The organism is Acidisoma cellulosilyticum (assembly GCF_020621385.1).
Lineage (GTDB): Bacteria > Pseudomonadota > Alphaproteobacteria > Acetobacterales > Acetobacteraceae > Acidisoma > Acidisoma cellulosilyticum.
In genome coordinates this window covers 697,079-714,284 of the sequence record NZ_JAESVA010000002.1, presented here as the reverse complement: position 1 = coordinate 714,284, position 17,206 = coordinate 697,079, and the positions used below count along the sequence as shown (strand labels likewise).

General features: G+C 58.8%; 12 protein-coding genes and 1 tRNA gene. 1 reads left to right on the top strand and 12 read right to left on the bottom strand.

What is annotated here, in order from left to right:
* The first annotated feature begins 224 nt into the window (after nucleotides 1-224).
* Nucleotides 225-301, top strand: a tRNA-Pro gene (locus ACELLULO517_RS07870).
* A 172-nt stretch (nucleotides 302-473) separates the two neighbouring features.
* On the opposite strand, the gene ACELLULO517_RS07865 is transcribed toward ACELLULO517_RS07870, so the two are convergent.
* From ACELLULO517_RS07865 to ACELLULO517_RS07810, 12 genes are all read right to left on the bottom strand, one after another.
* Complete coding sequence (locus ACELLULO517_RS07865) at nucleotides 474-932, bottom strand: hypothetical protein (RefSeq protein ID WP_227306749.1); 459 nt, start codon at nucleotides 930-932, stop codon at nucleotides 474-476.
* 10 nt (nucleotides 933-942) lie between these two features.
* Nucleotides 943-1,410: a hypothetical protein gene (locus tag ACELLULO517_RS07860; RefSeq protein ID WP_227306748.1), complete on the bottom strand. Its 468-nt coding sequence runs from the start codon at nucleotides 1,408-1,410 to the stop codon at nucleotides 943-945.
* Nucleotides 1,407-1,988 carry a glycoside hydrolase family 19 protein gene (locus tag ACELLULO517_RS07855; RefSeq protein ID WP_227306747.1) on the bottom strand — a complete coding sequence of 194 codons (582 nt, stop codon included), beginning with the start codon at nucleotides 1,986-1,988 and terminating at the stop codon, nucleotides 1,407-1,409. Before ACELLULO517_RS07855 ends, ACELLULO517_RS07860 begins: the two co-directional genes overlap by 4 nt.
* On the bottom strand, nucleotides 1,985-2,311 hold the full coding sequence (locus ACELLULO517_RS07850; protein ID WP_227306746.1) for a hypothetical protein: 327 nt from the start codon (nucleotides 2,309-2,311) through the stop codon (nucleotides 1,985-1,987). The genes ACELLULO517_RS07855 and ACELLULO517_RS07850 overlap by 4 nt, the downstream gene beginning before the upstream one ends.
* A 98-nt stretch (nucleotides 2,312-2,409) precedes the next feature.
* A complete protein-coding gene (locus ACELLULO517_RS07845; RefSeq protein WP_227306745.1) occupies nucleotides 2,410-3,192 on the bottom strand; it encodes a hypothetical protein in 783 nt (260 codons plus the stop codon).
* A gap of 21 nt (nucleotides 3,193-3,213) precedes the next feature.
* Nucleotides 3,214-5,538 carry a hypothetical protein gene (locus ACELLULO517_RS07840; RefSeq protein ID WP_227306744.1) on the bottom strand — a complete coding sequence of 775 codons (2,325 nt, stop codon included), beginning with the start codon at nucleotides 5,536-5,538 and terminating at the stop codon, nucleotides 3,214-3,216.
* A 74-nt stretch (nucleotides 5,539-5,612) separates the two neighbouring features.
* Nucleotides 5,613-8,756: a hypothetical protein gene (locus ACELLULO517_RS07835; RefSeq protein WP_227306743.1), complete on the bottom strand. Its 3,144-nt coding sequence runs from the start codon at nucleotides 8,754-8,756 to the stop codon at nucleotides 5,613-5,615.
* Nucleotides 8,753-13,372 carry a hypothetical protein gene (locus tag ACELLULO517_RS07830; protein WP_227306742.1) on the bottom strand — a complete coding sequence of 1,540 codons (4,620 nt, stop codon included), beginning with the start codon at nucleotides 13,370-13,372 and terminating at the stop codon, nucleotides 8,753-8,755. Before ACELLULO517_RS07830 ends, ACELLULO517_RS07835 begins: the two co-directional genes overlap by 4 nt.
* Nucleotides 13,365-13,850 carry a GNAT family N-acetyltransferase gene (locus ACELLULO517_RS07825; protein ID WP_227306741.1) on the bottom strand — a complete coding sequence of 162 codons (486 nt, stop codon included), beginning with the start codon at nucleotides 13,848-13,850 and terminating at the stop codon, nucleotides 13,365-13,367. The genes ACELLULO517_RS07830 and ACELLULO517_RS07825 overlap by 8 nt, the downstream gene beginning before the upstream one ends.
* 3 nt (nucleotides 13,851-13,853) lie before the next feature.
* Nucleotides 13,854-14,861, bottom strand: coding sequence for an NUDIX hydrolase (locus ACELLULO517_RS07820; protein ID WP_227306740.1), 1,008 nt, complete (start codon nucleotides 14,859-14,861; stop codon nucleotides 13,854-13,856).
* A gap of 20 nt (nucleotides 14,862-14,881) precedes the next feature.
* Nucleotides 14,882-15,145, bottom strand: a complete 264-nt coding sequence (locus tag ACELLULO517_RS07815; protein ID WP_227306739.1) for a hypothetical protein — start codon at nucleotides 15,143-15,145, stop codon at nucleotides 14,882-14,884.
* Between the two features lies 1 nt (nucleotide 15,146).
* Entirely contained in the window at nucleotides 15,147-17,204 is a 2,058-nt protein-coding gene (locus ACELLULO517_RS07810; protein ID WP_227306738.1) for a hypothetical protein, read from the bottom strand.
* Between the last annotated feature and the right edge of the window lie 2 nt (nucleotides 17,205-17,206).

Sequence of the window (17,206 nt, the reverse complement as noted above, 5' to 3'; positions counted from 1 at the left end):
GCCTGCATGCTGACGTAGAGGCGGGAGCACCCGCCGCGCCCGATGGAAGCTCGGGACCAGTTTCTAATAAGCCCCGCGTTGGGGCCAGGTCGGGTTGATCGCCGACTTGAGACCCCGGCCACTATGCATCGCATGTGCAAACGCCGGGGTATTATAGAGCCCCACCTGGCAGTCGTCGGGTGGGGTTTTGCTTTTGAGCGAGGCATGGCATTCAAGGCTGTATTCGGAGCGTGGCGCAGTCTGGTAGCGCATCTGGTTTGGGACCAGAGGGCCGGAGGTTCGAATCCTCTCGCTCCGACCATTCCCCACAAACGACGAAAGCCCGGCCGCCGAAGCGACCGGGCCATCCATCTCAGCGGTGTGGACTTTAGCGGGTTAGGCTTGGGCGGCGACCGGTTGCACGGGAGCGGCTGCTGCCACCGGAGCCGACAGCGTCGCCAAGCCTGGGAACATAGCCAGCAGGCTCTCCGCCGTCACAGTGGGACTGCGGTGGTGACAGCCGCAGCGACTGCCACGATCTGAGCCGGGGCAATGCGGGCCGTGGCCGCGGAAGGCGCAAGGGTCGAAATCACCTTGTCAGCCACATCTGTCAGGTTCGTCGCCTGAGCGGCGGACACCAGCTTACGACGCGCCAGCATCGTCATGCCTTCCTCGGTCGCGTCGTCGCCCAGTTCGGTGATCAGCCCAGGTGCGGATGCCTTGGTCTCGGCCTTCATCCAGGCGACCGCATCATGCGGCGTCATCGTAGGATTGGCTTTGAGCATCGCCAGCGCCGAATTGGCCACATCGACGAACAGGGCCGACAAGCGCAGGAGCGCGGGGTGATCGGTGGCATCCTTGGTGGACTGCCAGGCTGTGATTTCCTTGACCGCAAGGCCAAGGAGGCCGGTGCCAATCATCAGCACGGCGGCCCAAAGCAGATCGGTGTTCATGTTTCGCTCCTTATGCGGCGGTGACGGTGAAGCTGCCGGCCGAGGCGACGGCGCTGCGCAGCGTGCTGGTGGCGGTGGAAAGCAGCCCGAGCGCACTGGCGAGTTCGGTCGCGTCGCTCACGGCCCCGGGCAGCGCATTGATGATGGTGGTGCCGGCGGAGATCGCGGTCTCGATCGTGGCGACGAGCGGGTTGGTCGACGCCAGGGCCAACAGCGCCTGCTCGGCCAGGCCGAGGATTTCTTGCCAGCCCGAGACCTCGCCTGTCGCGGTCGTGGTGATGGAGGCGACGACGGCTTCCGTCTTGGTCGCGACGGCAGCGGCGGCGATCTTGGCAGCCGCAACCGCATCGCTGAAGGTCGTCGCCACATCCCCTTCGAGCGTTTTGGCACTGGTAGCGAGTGCGGCGCATCCCGACAGGCTGAGTGCGCCGGCCCCGAGGATGATGGCGCCAAGATGCCGGCGGTTGAGATCGGTCATGTTATCACCTGAGAAATGGGAGTGGCGGCATCGAGGGCCGCGAGAAAATGGCTGTAGTATCCGGCGATCTGGGCCGCGCAATCGGTTCCGTTGATGATGCGACGCGCATTGACAGGGTCGCTTTCCTCGCCGTTGAAGTAATCAGCGAGAGATTTTCCAGTGAAGTCGCCATCACGCATACCGATGAGCATGACCTTCGCGGAGACGGCGGGACTAAGCATGAGATCCGGATTGCTGACCATATCGATGCCGAGCTTCTCGCCCATCTTGCGATAATTGATCTTCCAGGTCAGTTGAGGAAAACCACGGCCATAGTAGATCTGATGCGTGATGGGATCGGCGATGCCGTAGGTGCGCCCACGACCCAGGCCATATTCCCGGATCGGTTTCATCATCTTGTTAGTCTCGTGGTACGTCGTAGCCAGGACATAAGATAGCCACCGTTCGTCGGTATTCGGAAGGATGCTTTCCCACGCGGATAGAATGGCATTGATGCCAGAAACCTGATCGACGCCGAGGGCTCCTGAGAATAAAGGGCCCCGGATCGAGTTGAAGAAAAGGGTGAGGGTGATGCTCACGGCAGAGACACCTTGAGAATGAAATGCATCACGAGACCAACGGCTGCCGACAGGGCTGTTCCCCAGGCTATGAAAGCGGGCTGCATGAGGACACGAAGAACAGCCTTGGCGCCGGCCTGAGACGCCATCACCTCCAAGATTTTGTCGGCCTTCGCGTCGACGCCATCAATCTTTCCTTCAAGTGAGGTGAATTTTTCACCCACCCAATTCTCGTGGCGATCCATCCGGCGCTCATGCGCACGCATTCGGCCGCGCAAATCACCAACGAGCATCGGCATCGAACTGCTCGGGCTGACATCATCATCGTTGTCAATTTCTGGCATGGAGTGTTCCTCATCAAACAAAGCTCGAGGCCGGAGGACTACCTTTAGAAGAGCCTCAGAGTTTTAACTGTCAAAAAAAATCCGATATTTTCTTTCGTCTAAGCAATCACTGGAGGCGTCAGTAAAGCCAGCTTGCTACTGATGCTGCTTACTGCAGTGTTCAGATCATTTGTGCTAAGAACAGAATTATGAATTTCTGCCGTAAGGTAGGCACAAGGTCCAATATTATTAATCGTCGATACCGGAGTTCCGCCCAAGTAAATTCCAGTACCCGATGGAGAGAGCGCGAAAGTGCCTGTTCTGGCTGATACCGTATTCGCAGTATGGTTCCTCACCGTAAGAACAGGCGCAGATGGAATGGAGCTATCAAATTCTATGCTGACAATGTTGGCTCGCGTATCATCCATAGCGAGAGTGGCAGGAGTTATTGTGCCACCGGAACAGAACGCTGTGAGTTGCAGCCCAGTGCTGAAGATAAAATTAAAACCAAGTATCGTACTGACTGCAGTGGAACATAGCGCCACAAAAGTCGAACCAACTCCCGGGGTTGGCGGAACGGGCAACGGCTCGATCGCCAAGATAATTGTGAGATTCGGGCTGTCCGGTACGCCAAGCTGGATACCAGCAGATGGACCGCTTGATTCCATTGAGGGAGGAGAAGTGCCAATCGAAATAGGGCCAGTTCCAGTTATTTTTGCCGCAGCCGTTCCTGAGATAGGCGCGCGGTTTTTTAAACAATTTGGCAGATCTAGGCCGAAACGATGGTACGCTTGGAGCCCAGTTACGATAGGAACCGCGACTTGTTGTGCCTTGCCAGTAAAATCGGCGGCTAGACCCGTCACTGGATTGACGGATGTGATGGTGAGGAGATTACCGCTCATCTAAAAATTCCTGTGCCGAAACTATGCAGTTGCGATTGGCATGATGAAGGATGCGCAGAATGGGTATCTAGTCACCCCAGGTTCTGCGACGGATGGGTATCCAATGCTGCCCCGGAAAGGCAGGCGAGCACCCGCATTCGGACCATCCGCACCAGGCGTTGATCTGACCGTGCCTCCCGCGAACTGGCAGCTGTAGTATTGCGCCGGTGGCGTTGCGAGATTGAACACAACATCACAGGCAAAGTTGCTCGCTGTGGGCGCAACATTAGGAACTAAAGAACAACTCACGATCGCAGGAGGCGATGAACTTCGATCATTGAAGAATAGACCATAAAAGCCCGCGATTGCTGCAACTCCAGTCGTGCTATTTGGTGTGAGACCAATAACAGTCTCCGTCGTATCTAGGATAGGCACACCTCCGAAGGGCACATAGAATCGAACCGTAAGCTGGCTCGCGCCACTCCACCAAGCATCGGTTGGACGCATATGCGACCAGCCTTCACCAAATTCTTCAGCGGCATATGCGACACCAGCATCGACCCCAAGTTGATAGCATCCATAGCTGCTGCAATGCTCCGCACCTGGGCCAAAGGTGACAACCGGCTGCTGGCGTTGAGCTACCCAGTCCGACCCTACAATGCGAATGTATCCCGAAGCCCTCTCTCGAAGAAGTTCCCAAGCTTCAAGGATGGGGTCGTTGAATGGAGATGTCACGGAACCCTGAACGGCTACTTGACTATCCTTTGTGATGTAGACTTTCGGGTCCCGCGGATTATTCAGAATGCGTCGCGCATCTTCAAACATCTTCCAAAGATGATTTTCCCAGTTGCGCGCGAAATCCTCTTTCGCAAATCCAAATGATAGAGGGACTGAGTTGACAAGAGACGTGTTGGCTTGACCTTGATCAATAAAAATTCCGTCGAGGATCATTTCATCGTAAAGAGCTGCAGCACCCAAGCGCTTGAAGTCCTGCAAAACCTGTAGATAACTTATGTATTGCTGTGTCCCCCGGCCAAGGTTTTGAACGCTTTGACCGCTCACTGCGCCATTGGCGATGACGAAATATTGATCATTGTCAGGCACAGTAAGGCCTGCGAGCATGCTGGCAACCTGCGTCCCAATAGCTACCCCACGTTCACCACGCGCATTTAGGGTGGCGAAATCAGTGAGGACATCATGTGCCGGGACGATGCCTGTTGCAGGAGTTCCATTTACCCTTGGGCTTCCTCCATTTATGTTATTGAACATAAAGACGTTGTCAGGGTAGAGCGCATTCGGAATTATCGGATTGTCGCTTGAGTTTGGATTAAAACCCACATCAAGTGACTGCCCTCCAATGTAGAGCATGCGCCAACGCTTAACCCCCCTGAGAATCGCAAAATTTGGGGGAACAAATCCGGATTGATTTGGATCTTTAAAATAAGTCGGGAGCGGAACTGACGATCCTCCGCCTCCGCTGGAGCCGCCTTCACCATCAAGCGTACCGTCCCACCGGAGCCCAAAGCCGACATTGCCTTGAGGGTCACCAAAGGCTATCGCGTATGCGGGACTCGAAAAGATTGTGAGGCCACCAAAAGTGCTTCCGTAGAGAAGACCCAAAGTTCCAACACCACCGAGAATGTTTGCATAGCTGATGGTAAATGAACCATCATATTCCCATGCGGTGGAAATATTACCCTGACCATCATCGGCCGATAGCGCCTTCGGACCACCAACAGTAAACGTTATAGTATTAACTGTAACCAATTGAGATGACACTGCACTGAATGTCTGCGCTCCTTGAGGTGTTAGAATTGATTGCCACTGATTGACTCCGGTCGAGACGTTGACACACTGTATCCGGTTTCCGACCGCCAATGCACCGACATCATCGATCGTCATGGTTCCGGCACCGCCGTTGCCAATCGTGTAAGTGTCGCCTACCGATCCTCCGCCACCATTAGCCGAAAGCGTTGGTGTATTTGTTGCGGCGTTGTAAAATCCCTTCGACGTCCCGGCAGTTGAATTTTGACCTGCCGCCCCCGGCGGTCCTGCCGGACCTGTCCCACCTTGAGCGCCATCGGCACCTGCAGGGCCTGGATCACCTTTGTCTCCAGGCGCGCCTGCGGGGACGCCAATTGTGAGAGTAAGATTTTTGACATCGTCTCCCGTGACATCGACAGTCGGTGTGGCCCCTGGCTCAAGTGCCTCCCCAGCGCCCGTAAACGATGGGATTGCGATGCCGGGAAGATCTAGAAGAGAAGCAGTCACTGTGACATCTTTCTCTCCCTGCTGCTGAGAAAGCATAAGTTTCTCGCTTCCCGATAGAGGAAGATTAGGGATCGGATACTGATTAAATTGTGCCATTAGTTGTCTCTACAAAAACTAGGCGTGAGTGATCATCCGCCTGCGCGGACGGTTTCAAGACGAATTGTCAGGCGTCAGTTTTGAGAGGAAGGAGACGTTTGAAGCGCGGCTGCGGCGAGCATGCTGCGCAATTGTTTCACGAACCGGGCTTCCGCGCCGGCCTCGCGGGGAACGGGCGCCGTCAGCTTCATGAACAACTTGGGATCGACCAGAGCATGGGCAACGATCTGCGCAACTGCCTCGCGGCTTTTGGAGATGATGGCCTGCCCGGCGGTCGATGCTAGAAAGGTCGGCACCGCTGCCGCCGGGTGGGTGGCGGCAGCCAGGACGGTATTGACGACCGGGCGGGACAATTCCTGCATCATGCGGCCGAGCGTGGTCGTAGGCTGTCCGATGTTGTTGGCCGCATGAGCCAGCGGCGTCGTGCGCGAGCCTGCCGCGCCTAGCCGGCTCATGGCCGGCGTATTGTAGAGGTCGTAATCGTCGAGGATGCGGCGAAGTGTTTGAGGCGCCTGCGGTCCAATTATTGACCTTATGATGGCCAATTTTGATGGCTCACGAAGCAGGCCGCGAACACGAGAAATCTGAACGCCCTCGTCACCCGCTGACCCTGCCGCCTTAGGCGATAGGAGAGAGTTGGCTAAATTGTCCGCCATGGCCTTCTGAGCGCCGGCATGAGCCGCCGGATCGCGGCGGATATAATTCAAAAACTTAGCCGCATCAGCCGTTGTTCCATTCAAAAGATGCTGCATGGAAACAGAGGGGTCGTCGCCACCCATAAGCGATGAGATGGCTTTGGTCTTGAAAACGTCTGAAGCTACAGCCGCACTTTTTGCAGCTTCATCTACGAACTGCTGCGCGGAGTCGATCGACGTCAGTCGTCGCGCAGTTTCTGGTAGCTCCGAGAGAAGCGCCTGATGATTACGCGTCCAAGCCGCTAGAAGACTTCGATTCACTTGGCCATCGCGAACAACGGAATTGCGGAGGCCGAGGCCGACAATCGACTGGTAGTAGTTCATGATATTAGGGTCGTCTTGCGCAGTAGCCGCGATGGACCGCGCCATGACACCACCGGACGGCCCAGTTGGCACCGCTTCCTTGACGACGGATTCTGGCGCCAAGGCCAGATTGCCTCCCGGTGCTTTTGCGAGAATGTGCCCAATCTGTGGATTGGAATAGAGCCGCTTGCGCGCCGCGTGTTGGGCTAGGGCGTCTGAGTAGGTGGCGGCGTCGGAGGAATCCCAAGCTCCTTGCGCATTAAGCGCATCAGGCTCAGCTCCACCATATCCTCCCGGCCGAGCGCCAGCCGTTCCAACTCCAGAACGCTCTCCACCTTCTTGCGGTAATCCACCTGATCCAGGAGATCCCGAAGGTGAGCCATCCGCTCCTGTAGCCGTGCGTGTACTGTTCTCACTCGCCCTGCCTGTCGCCGCCATCCGTTCGAGGCCCATTCTAGCCTCATCGACGGACGCTTGCGAGGGGATGGTTCCTACCACTTGAGACTGAAGTGCGGCCCACGCCGGATCTTGGGACGGGAGACGGTCAACGGCGCTTGCCGTCGCATCATCAATTCCGCTCTTTAGCCGAGATAGCCGCAGCGTCGCGGGGCTTGCCGCGCCATATTGCACAGTGCTGTCGGTGATTGCGTTTCCGACCTCGCTACGGAGCTGCTGGACCTGCCCCCAGGTTGTGTTCGGGGCCGAACCCAAGGCCTGTGCCCGCTTGTAAAGCTCCCGCTCTGCTGAAGAAACATCTCCGGCCCGCAATGAGGAGATGCCGCTTTCGATGTCCGAGGCGGATTGCTTCAGAGGAGTAACGTCGATCACCGGGTTCTTCTGACGCAGGGCATTGAACAGCGTGTCCGTCGCGCGCTTCCGCGCCTGGTCGCCAGCGCTCAGCGCACCTTGGAGCTGCTGACCGGCCTGATAGGGCTGGATCTCGCCGGCCGCCCCCGGCTGGGTCGCAAGTGCCGCATCTCTGGTCTGGTTCTCACCGGCCAATTGGCGTTGATACAGGGCGTCCTGATCGCCTTGGGCCTGTCGAAAAAAAGCCCCAAGAGACGAGGTGTCTGCATTATCCGGTGCCAGGCCACGGACCGCATTCGCCCGGGCCGCTTCCTGATTCTGCTCAGCCTCGACGAGAGAATCGCCATATCCGCGCGCTTTGAGACCCTCGGCCACCCGGGCGAGGGGCGTTGACCCGGCCATCTGCACGGCCGTCGGCGTGGCCCCATCCACGATCTCACCATTTGGGCCGAGGGGCACGCTACGACCGCCGGCTTGGATGGTGGCACCGGGCGCCGTCCTTGCCGATACATTGGCGCGCGCGGCCGTCAGATCGGGATCGGCATTGGCCAGAACCCGGGAAGCTCCCTTCATCTTGGCGCCGGTGGTTAGCGGCACGAAATCGCCAATCGCATCCGCCGCCTTGGCGGCAGAATAGCCGCCAGCCAGGGGAAGGATGCCACCGACAAGAGAACCGATCGTTCCGCCGATCTCGCCACCCATGTCACCGCCCACCATCTGGCCCAGCCGCTGGCCTTCGAAGCCGCCCGCACCAGATGCCGCGCCGGACCCGGCCAAGGCACCAGCACCCCTGGCAGCCGAATACAGCTTGCTCAGTGCGGTGGCCTCGCTCGCGGCGTCAGCGCCGGGAATGAACTGGCTCGCAGCAAACGGCAGCATCGCGCCCGCGCCGTAGGCCATCTTCTCGCCGAGCGTCTGAGGCTGGTTCTGCTGGACGAATTTCGACACGACGGGAATCTGCGCCGGCGCAGTCTTCTTGGGCAGCATCATATCCGGAGTGGCGGCCGTGTTGAGATTGCCCCCTTCGACCTCAGCCAGCCCGGGTGCGCTGGCATTGTTCCACATCCACTTCGCAGCATCCGCCACATCCTGCACGCCGGATGCCGCGCCGGCCGCCAGACTGTGCAGAATACCAGGCGATGAGACTGCCCCGCTGTCGGGCTCTGGCGACGACCCTGGTTGAGGAGTAGCGACCTTCATGAAATCCTCCACCGTTGGGCCGCCGGAGGCCGGCGGCTGCGGTGGCGTGGCCGAGGGCTCGGAAGAAGGTTCGATGCCCGGTGCTGGCGTGCCAGCTTTCATGAAGTCATTGACCGTCGGGCCAGACTGCACGGGCGGCGAAGAACCAACGCCAATCTGGGGCGTCGCCACCTTCATGAAGTCGTCGACGGTTAGAGAGGGAGCTGATGTCATTGTCCGGCGTTTCCGAGGGCATCGACGCCAGCAAAGCCAGACCCCGTCCATTGCCCGACGCGGCCGTTGACCGTGTAATTAAAGCCGGGCTTCAGCTGACCCGCATCAACCTTGCCGCCGGATGCCGGCAACGGAAGCGGATTGACACGGCTGGCGTACATCTGCGGCGGATGCGACTGGAAGAACTGATCTTCCCAGCCATAGGGATTGGACGGATCTTGCGCTTGCTGCGCCTGCCGGTTTTGGACACCGTAGCCATAAAGATCCTGCTGCAGTTGAAGCTGCTGCCCGACACTGCGCGTGACCTGCGCAAAGGACTGCGGCGAAGACATATTGCCGCTTGGAACAGCGCTCTGAACGGTCTGCAGCGCGGCAAATGCCTTGTCTCCCCAGGAACGAGCGATGTTGCCCGCAAGCTGGGTGTTGATCTTCTTCATGAGGTCAGATGCCGAGGCATAATCGGTCACGTTCTGGCTGACGGGAATGCCAAGGGACTGAGCAACGCCAGTCAGGGTCGACGCCGCGCCGGCTATCGTGGACTGGAACTTGCTCGGAGGCGCTTCGTTCGCCGCATTGGCCAATTCGTGAATCTGTGTAAGGGAAGTGACAGTGCCCTGCATTTCTTCATGCATATTGCTCCACTGCGACGCCTCTTGCGTGACTTGGCCCTGCACGGATGTGGCCTGCGCGCCTGCGCCGACCGCGCCAGCAAGATTAACCTTCTGCCCGAATTGGTTAACGAAACCACCCGTGCTGACGGCGTCCTTAGCTTGATTATAATAATTGCTCGCCGCATTGCCGACGACACCGCCCATACCCGTATAGATAGACATCGAATTCATGCGATCCATTGGCGATTGGGCCGGAAAGGACATGCTGCCGATCGTCGCGGGCGGCAGCATCTGGTTGGGGTCTCCGGCAGGCGCGCTCGCCGATCCTCCTGATGGTGCCGAACCACCGCCGGGAGATCCCATACCTGCGACAGGGGTGGCACCAGGAAGGGCGACCTGAGGCGTCTTGATGCCTGCAAGGTTAAGCGTCGAGGCAGCGCCAGGCGCACCGACCGCCGCCGCACCCATGAGCGGCGGCAAGTTTGACAGCGCGTTCAGTCCGGCCACAGCGTTTCCTTGCGCGCCTTCCATGCCGGCGCCGCCTTGCAGACCCTGACTGCGTTGCACGAGGTTGTTCTGAGTCTGCTTATTTCCTTGATCAAACTGCATGCCCTGACGAGCCCGTTGTTGACCAAGCATGCTCTGGGCATACTGGCTGCCATCGAGCATACCCTGACCGATATTGACACCGAAGAACGGAGACGCGCTGGACATCATCCCGAATCCGGCATTGGCGAGTGCCATCCAGGGGCTTTCCTCCATCTTTTCCAGGCCGGTCGTTGGAGAAGAGTTTGGTGTGGAGATGGGCTGATTTGCCGCATCGGCTGCCGACACCATCTGCGACGGTGGCGTGAATGGCGAATAGAAGCCGCCCTGCGATGGTCCGCCACCGTTCGCGCCGCCATACGACGCATCTGAGGCGACATTTCCGGCCTGAGCGTACTGCGCGCCGCCCGGCCGCTTATATGTCGATAGTCCGAGCTGCACGCCATCCGAGATCGTTTTCGGGTCGGCACCATTCGGCGTTTCGAAGGGGATCATGGCAGACACGATCTTCTGCATTGTCACCGGATCCGAAACGTCGATGGGATCAGTCGGCTTCACGCCCAGAGCACTCGACACAGCCTGGAGGTATTGCGGTGAGGCATTGCCGGCCGTCCATTTGCCTACAACCCCGGAAACCGTATTCACGCCCTGGGATTGATAAGTGAGAAGCTGGTGGGTGGCTGCAGCAATACCGAGGGTCGGTGTCTGGAAGCGCGCCTCCTGCCCATCGGTCGGCGCATTGGGATCGAGGCCCGCCTGCCCCTGAGAAAAGTCCAGGTTCAGCGGGTTGTTGTCGCGCACACCACGCGGCACGGTTGGCACCGCGTTGAAACCACCCGGACTAGGCGACGGGCCGGATGCGGGCGGTGCGCCGGGCGCCGCATTGAATCCACCTGCCGTCGGTGTGAACGGCGCGGGCGGATTGGCTGCCTGTGTGGCATCTCCCGGCATGTTCGCCGGTAGCGATGCAGATCCACTCGGTGCCGCGGCGGCGGCCGCAGGGGTAGGCGCTGGTGCACCCGGAGGTGGATTGGCGAGACTGGCAACACCAGCCTGTTGAGGCGGTGTCGATGTGGAAGAAGGCGCAGGAGATGCAGAAGAGGTTGAATTTGCCAATCCGGCCAAACCCGCTTGCGGCGGCGATGGTGGTGTCGTTGGAGCGACTGGCGCTGGCGCATAGATCATCTGCCCGCGGACATTTGTTTGGCCGGTCGGAATCATCGCCGGATCGCCGTCGCCGCCCGCGTCGCCACCGTCGGCAAAACCCACGCGACCGCCGCGGCGCAGACCGCGATCGTTCAGATAATCAGCGGTTGTCGGCATGCTCGTTTTCGAGCTGGAAGTCTGATTGAGGTCGGCAAGGATCTGATTCAGTGTGGAATTACTGACACTTGTCGAATTGGCCGGCGTTCCGGCATTACTCTGGCCACCCGTCAGACCAGATGATGTCGTGCCGCTGATATAGTAAGGCGATGTAGCAAAAATTTGCGCTGAATAGTTATCTGGGACACCGGTTGACGGGTTGATGGCCTGACCCGATCCCGTTCCGGTCACGGCCGCATAATTGCCGCCGGTGTTCGATGTCGGAATGGACAAGCCGCTCGTCGTCGGTGTGGTATAGGATTTGTTCTGACCGGTCGGCATGGAGATGCCACTGGTCTGCGGCGCGGCCGGAAGTGTGGCCCCGCTCCATGTGCCAGCGGCATTGGAACCGCCATAGTTGATCCCGCTGGTCTCCTCCGCGGGATTGACCAGCGTCATACCGGAAACGCCCTGCATGCCCTGTGATCCGGTCGTGCCGCCGCTGGCAAAGCCGGAGATTTGGCCACCACGCCTATAGACACCCTGCGGCGCATCATATTGGATCTTCTGCATCGCCGCGCCGGGCGCGAGTTGCGACAGAAGCTGATAGTCGTCCATGGATTCAGCGCTCGGCGCTTCGGGGGGCGCGCCCATCACCTCGCCACCGCCATCACGCCGCGCTATTGGGCCGCCACGCTTCTCGGTCTGAAAGCCAGTGGTAAAGGGAGTTGTGGAAAAGCCACCCGTGTCGCCTGAACCGCTTGCGCTCGGCTTGGCTCCGTTCAGATAACTGACCAGATCGGGGATCGAGGAAAAGCCAGCGATCTTCTGTTGGCTTCCTTGCCCACCCTGCGGCGCTTGCGGCGCGCCCTGACCATGGGTCAGTTGCGGCATCTGGCCAATATAACCGGCATTATCTGTCGTGCCGAATTCGTCCTGCCCCGTCAGGCCCGAGACGCCTGCGGTCGCTCCGCCGGTAGCTCGCCCAACCCTGCCGCCGCGCTTGAGAAGGCCAGTGAGCCAGCCCTTGGCTCCAAAACCTCCAGTCCCACCGATAAGACCCGCCACGCCAAGAAGACCACCAGCCGTCTCGGAATAAGGGTTCGGGCTCGGGCCGGTGGTGCTGCTGTCCCCACCCATAAGCGATCCGATGCTGCTCTGGATTCCGGCTAGATAGTCGGTGTCCTGGTAGGGGTATTGGACACTGCCAAGCCATTGCGAATACGCGGCGTTAAGCGCGTTCTGCTGCTGCGTCTGCTCGGTCGATCCGGCCGTCAGCTGGGACTGAGCGCCGGTCATACCGGCATCCAGGGCGCTGGTAGAGGCGCTTTGGTTCAGCGACCCAAGATTACCCATTTGCGATCCGGAACTGAGCAAGCCGGAACCCATGGTGCTGGCGGCGCTGAAAGGTGCTTCCAACCCCGAAAGTGCAGAATTCTCCGCAGTCTGGCCCAGCTGGCTATCAAGGCTGCCTGCCTGGAGCATTTGCGAATTCTGCGTCTGCGCGGCGCCGAGCGCGGAGGTGTAACCCTGGCTATTGATGTTGGCCAAGGTCGCATTCTCGGCAAGATCCTGCTGATTGGCGAGCGAGGATTGTGCCAGACCCACCCGGTTGCCGCCGAGCGCACCGGACGCTGCGGCGCTGCCCAGAAGCTGCTGCTGCTGGATAGCATTGTTCTGGTTCATCTCATTCGAAGTTGTTTGACCAACCTGAGAGAGATACGGGTTCATATACTGGTTGATATCGCTCGACGTGATCGGCGAAGAACCAGCAGAAATCAGAGACGAGGCTGCATTATAGTACGGCGTTGCCTGCCCATAGGTATTGCTTGGGTTTTCCAGAGATGCCAATGAATCTCCGAGGCTGCCATACGTATTTGCCGCATCCGTCGTCATGCCGGCAGAAGAGCCAATATAAGGCGAAGCCATCCCATAGGTATTGCTGGGATTCTCCATCGCCGAAGCGAGATTGCCGATCGACCCAATGCCGGATAGCTGGTCGCTGTTCAGGCCTGCGACTTGGTCTCCCGTGTAGTAATAATAGGGGTTTGAGGCAGTCGTGTTCGCCTGATTACTGACGTTCGTGTATTGAGCCAACGCCGCAGGATTTGGCGTCGTAGTTGAGGTTGTTGTATTGCCGCCGCTACCCTTACCCACAAGCAGCCTCCTTCACGTCCGGAACATATCGAAATGCAGCCCCGACAAATGGAAGCTGCCGCTCATACAATCTGACCTTGGCAGCCGTGCGCTCATTGCTCGTGACGCCCATCAGCAACGGGACGCCGATATTATCAGCGGCGCGCTTGGCAAATTCGATGACCGGACGGGCTATGTGATGTTTCCGGTAGTCCGGATCGACGTAGTTCCAGAAGTCTTCGAGATGGGAATCATAGGAATACCACCAGCGCCCCACAAAAAGACCGACCGATGCGGCAATCTTGCCTTCATCATCTACGATACCGACAACAGCCTTGTCTCGATGAAGACCGCGCAAGAGTGAATGCGCAACAAGATCGGGATCCATCGCGGCCATGCCATTCTCAGCGTGCATTTGCATGAGAAAGGGCATCATCTGATCAAAGTCGCCCGGATTTCCAATGCGCACCTTGACTGCAGCATCCGTTTTCATGGTCATCTGCTAATCCCGCTTTGGAGGTTTGAGCTTGCCGAGCGTTTTGCGCAGATGGCCACGGGTCTCGATGACAAACTGATCAAGGGCACGATGACCTTTTTCAAGATCGCCTTTCCCCAACCAGCGACATTCATGAGGGCGCAGGATATATTCGCCGCCGGCTGCAATGATTGGGACCAGTTCTGTTTTATCTGCCGATCCGGTTTGGCCACCTTCCTTATCGCCAACCATGCCGCGCAGCTTGTCGAGAGCGACGAGACAGCCAGGATGGAGCGGCATCGGTGGGTGAGATGGAGATGCCCAAACGGCATCGGTATGTTCCCCGTTGAGGCGCGGACGAAACGGCTGCGGCGTCTTCACGATAAAGGTCGCAAAATCGACCCCATCCGCAACGCGGCGCGTCCATAGCGCGGGATGACCGCCGGCCGGGAAGCCTACTTCCTCGTGCGTTTCGCGGAGGGCCGCCTGGGCCGGCGTCTCACCAGGATCGATATGACCGCCGGGAAAGCACCATTCGCCGCCATGATCGCCGACACCGGAACGCTTGATAAACAGCACAGAGACGTGCGGCCGCGTGGCGACTATCATCAGTCCGGCGGCGCGAACCAGAGCCCGCCCGCCTGCCGCCCTCGCTGGCGAAGAGACCGCGGCCGTTTTGCCTGGTGCCATGAGCGCTGGAGGATCTGGAATTCCCCGACCCTCGCCGTGCTTCATCGCAATCTGGCCCGCGCCATAAGGGCCGGAGGTTCCATGATACGGCGCGCCCTTCATGACCTCCTGGATGGCCCGCGCGCCGGCCAGTGTGTTGCCCTGCCCCATCGCCGAGACGATATCCGCCGGCAGCACATAGGACCCCGACGGGATATTCAGCGGGATCTTGTCGGTTCGGCCGTGGACTGGCGCATCAATGAGGCCGCCCCCGAAATCGATCCCATTTCCTGCGGGCGCAGTCGTCTTCGGCTGCGGGGCATGGATAGGCTGCCCGGCGACGTGCATTGCCTCGTCGATCGCCATTGGCCCGGATGTGTCCATGATCAGTCGCCGTAATAGGGGATTTTGCGGACGGTGCCGGAGGTGTCGGTGAACGTGATGAAGCCAACAGGACCGACCGGAAGGGTCGCCGCTCCGGCCGTGGCCGTTGGTGAATTGGTGCTCAGCGCTGTGGTCGTGGACGTCGATGAACCTTTCGAAATCACCGTGCCCAGGCCGTTCACTGCCTGGATCAGCTGCCGGAGCAGCGTCTCAACGGTTGAGAGGCCGCTTCCTGACAAACCGTTTCCTGATGGACCGCTGGCCATATCAATATTTCCCATCAGGAGCAGCGCGATACCGAATGCTGCCGAGGCGCGCGAAACCCGGTCCGCCGAAGGTGAAGCTCAGGTTGCGGCCGCGTACCCTTGGATTGCTGAACCCGCTACCGGACTGCGTGAAAGTCATCGAACTCTGGGTGACGGGCGCTACGTCATTCGAAAAACGATAGCCGCTGATGGTCAAAGTCACCGGGGAGACTGTCGTCGGCGTCCCTCGGATGCCCCAGTAGAATTCTGGCAGAAGCCAATCGACAAACATCATCATGTCGCCTTCGGCGATCATGACGGCGCCGCTCGCGACCGACCAATTCAGATCAGCACCGTCGGCCGTGATGCCGACCTCATGGGCATAGAGATATCCGTCCGAGCCGCCCCCTATCGGATTTCCTGCGGCTGAATAGTCCTGCCATCCGCAGCGCGGAAGCTTGCCGAAATCCCACGTGCTCTCTTTCTTGTTGAATTTGACGTAGCTGTCGCATTCGCCAGATCCACCTGAGAGCGATGGATAAAACCAGGAAACCTCGTGAAAAAGGGCATTTGAGGCCGCGACGATCTTTTCGGAATTCGCCCAGTCGAGATCCTGAAAGATCGTGTCATAGACCGTGCAGGGCAGTGGCTCCGTCACGCCGCCATTGTAGACCATGAACCGACCGCCGGATGGACCCTGACTGTCCTGCAAGCCGGATGGCCCCGCGATCCAGAAGACCGTCTCATCCAAGACGCAGACCGCTCTGGTGGCAATCAGCCCGCAGTGGTCGGCAAGCTTGATGAAGCCCCAAGCGAGGGATGCCTCACCAGATCCCCCGAGATAGTTCATCGAGTAAACATCGACGTCGGTAAAGATTAGAGCCTGCTGGGGCCCTTGGATGGCGCCGACGACCCTGGATCCGCTCGGGATCGTCTGGCTGCCGGCCTGGTTCTCTACCGTTGGAATCCAATTCGTGTAGTCGCCGATCGTCGACCACTGGACGAGCAATGGCTCTTGAATGCCCGATGTCGATGAGCCCCATGCGACAAGCGTCAGTTCAGGCATGGCGACGAATATTCCGCCGTTGATCGGCGGGGCACCGGCAATCAATTGCGCCTGCGTTTGCCCGGACTCAGGCGTCCATGTAAAGATAGGGCCACCTCCTTGGCAGAGGATCAGCGTTTCACCCCAGGTATCGAAGGTCCAGAGAGGAACCTGAGTGACGGCGGGCGGCACATAAATGCTGCCTTCGCCATACCCACCAAGCCCATAGCCACCGATGCCATAACCATAGCTCACATATGTCGACTGGTTGGCATTGTAGTAGACGAATCGGGCATTTCCACCGTTCATCAATGCGGTTGCAGAAGACGTCGCGGCGCTTACAGCCGAAATGGTGAATGTGTTATCATCTACGACTGATTCGATGAGATAAGCGCCATTAAGCGTCAATCCTCCAACCGTCACCGGAACAGTGACTCCAAAAGTCTCTTGCGCCGCGTAGCCGTGGTTCTCAAGAGTGACCGTAACGGTCAAACTTCCTGACATTGTGGTAAATGAAGGAACGATACCACCATCGATCACAGTTGATGTTGCACTCGAAGACGACGTGATCGTGAATGAGTCAAAATTTAGCATGGTAATCTGATAGAGGCCTTGAAGGACAATTCCCCCCACTGCCACGGGAGTGACAATATTGACTGCAGTTCCGTTCAAGACTCCAACGGCATTGTCAAGAATTGTGACGGTGGTACTGCCTTCTACAGTGGAAAAATCCACTGTCGGATTTGTTGTATTGATTATCGGCGTTATATTGAGCTGTTGACCATCTCCGATCACATAGACGGAGGTATCCGTGCCGACCGCCGTCCACACAGTGCCGTTGAAATCTGCCCAGGACCGGATCGCGCGGGCAGGGCTGTCAAGCTCCGTTTCCCACCATTTTACCCACCCGCCGATAGCCTGCGGCTGGCCATTCTCGAAGCGAATGAGCTGGGACTGAGACCATCCTCCTTCATTGAGAATGGGCGGCAACTGGGTGTTGATCCCCGGCCGGATTTTCAATTGTTGCAGAGGCATAG

Bases quoted from the DNA above. Each gene is read 5' to 3' on its own strand.
- ACELLULO517_RS07810 (WP_227306738.1), bottom strand. From the start codon at position 17,204: ATGCCTCTGCAACAATTGAAAATCCGGCCGGGGATCAACACCCAGTTG.
- ACELLULO517_RS07865 (WP_227306749.1), bottom strand. From the start codon at position 932: ATGAACACCGATCTGCTTTGGGCCGCCGTGCTGATGATTGGCACCGGC.
- ACELLULO517_RS07840 (WP_227306744.1), bottom strand. From the start codon at position 5,538: ATGGCACAATTTAATCAGTATCCGATCCCTAATCTTCCTCTATCGGGA.
- ACELLULO517_RS07825 (WP_227306741.1), bottom strand. From the start codon at position 13,850: ATGACCATGAAAACGGATGCTGCAGTCAAGGTGCGCATTGGAAATCCG.
- ACELLULO517_RS07815 (WP_227306739.1), bottom strand. From the start codon at position 15,145: ATGGCCAGCGGTCCATCAGGAAACGGTTTGTCAGGAAGCGGCCTCTCA.
- ACELLULO517_RS07820 (WP_227306740.1), bottom strand. From the start codon at position 14,861: ATGGCGATCGACGAGGCAATGCACGTCGCCGGGCAGCCTATCCATGCC.
- ACELLULO517_RS07845 (WP_227306745.1), bottom strand. From the start codon at position 3,192: ATGAGCGGTAATCTCCTCACCATCACATCCGTCAATCCAGTGACGGGT.
- ACELLULO517_RS07835 (WP_227306743.1), bottom strand. From the start codon at position 8,756: ATGACATCAGCTCCCTCTCTAACCGTCGACGACTTCATGAAGGTGGCG.
- ACELLULO517_RS07860 (WP_227306748.1), bottom strand. From the start codon at position 1,410: ATGACCGATCTCAACCGCCGGCATCTTGGCGCCATCATCCTCGGGGCC.
- ACELLULO517_RS07850 (WP_227306746.1), bottom strand. From the start codon at position 2,311: ATGCCAGAAATTGACAACGATGATGATGTCAGCCCGAGCAGTTCGATG.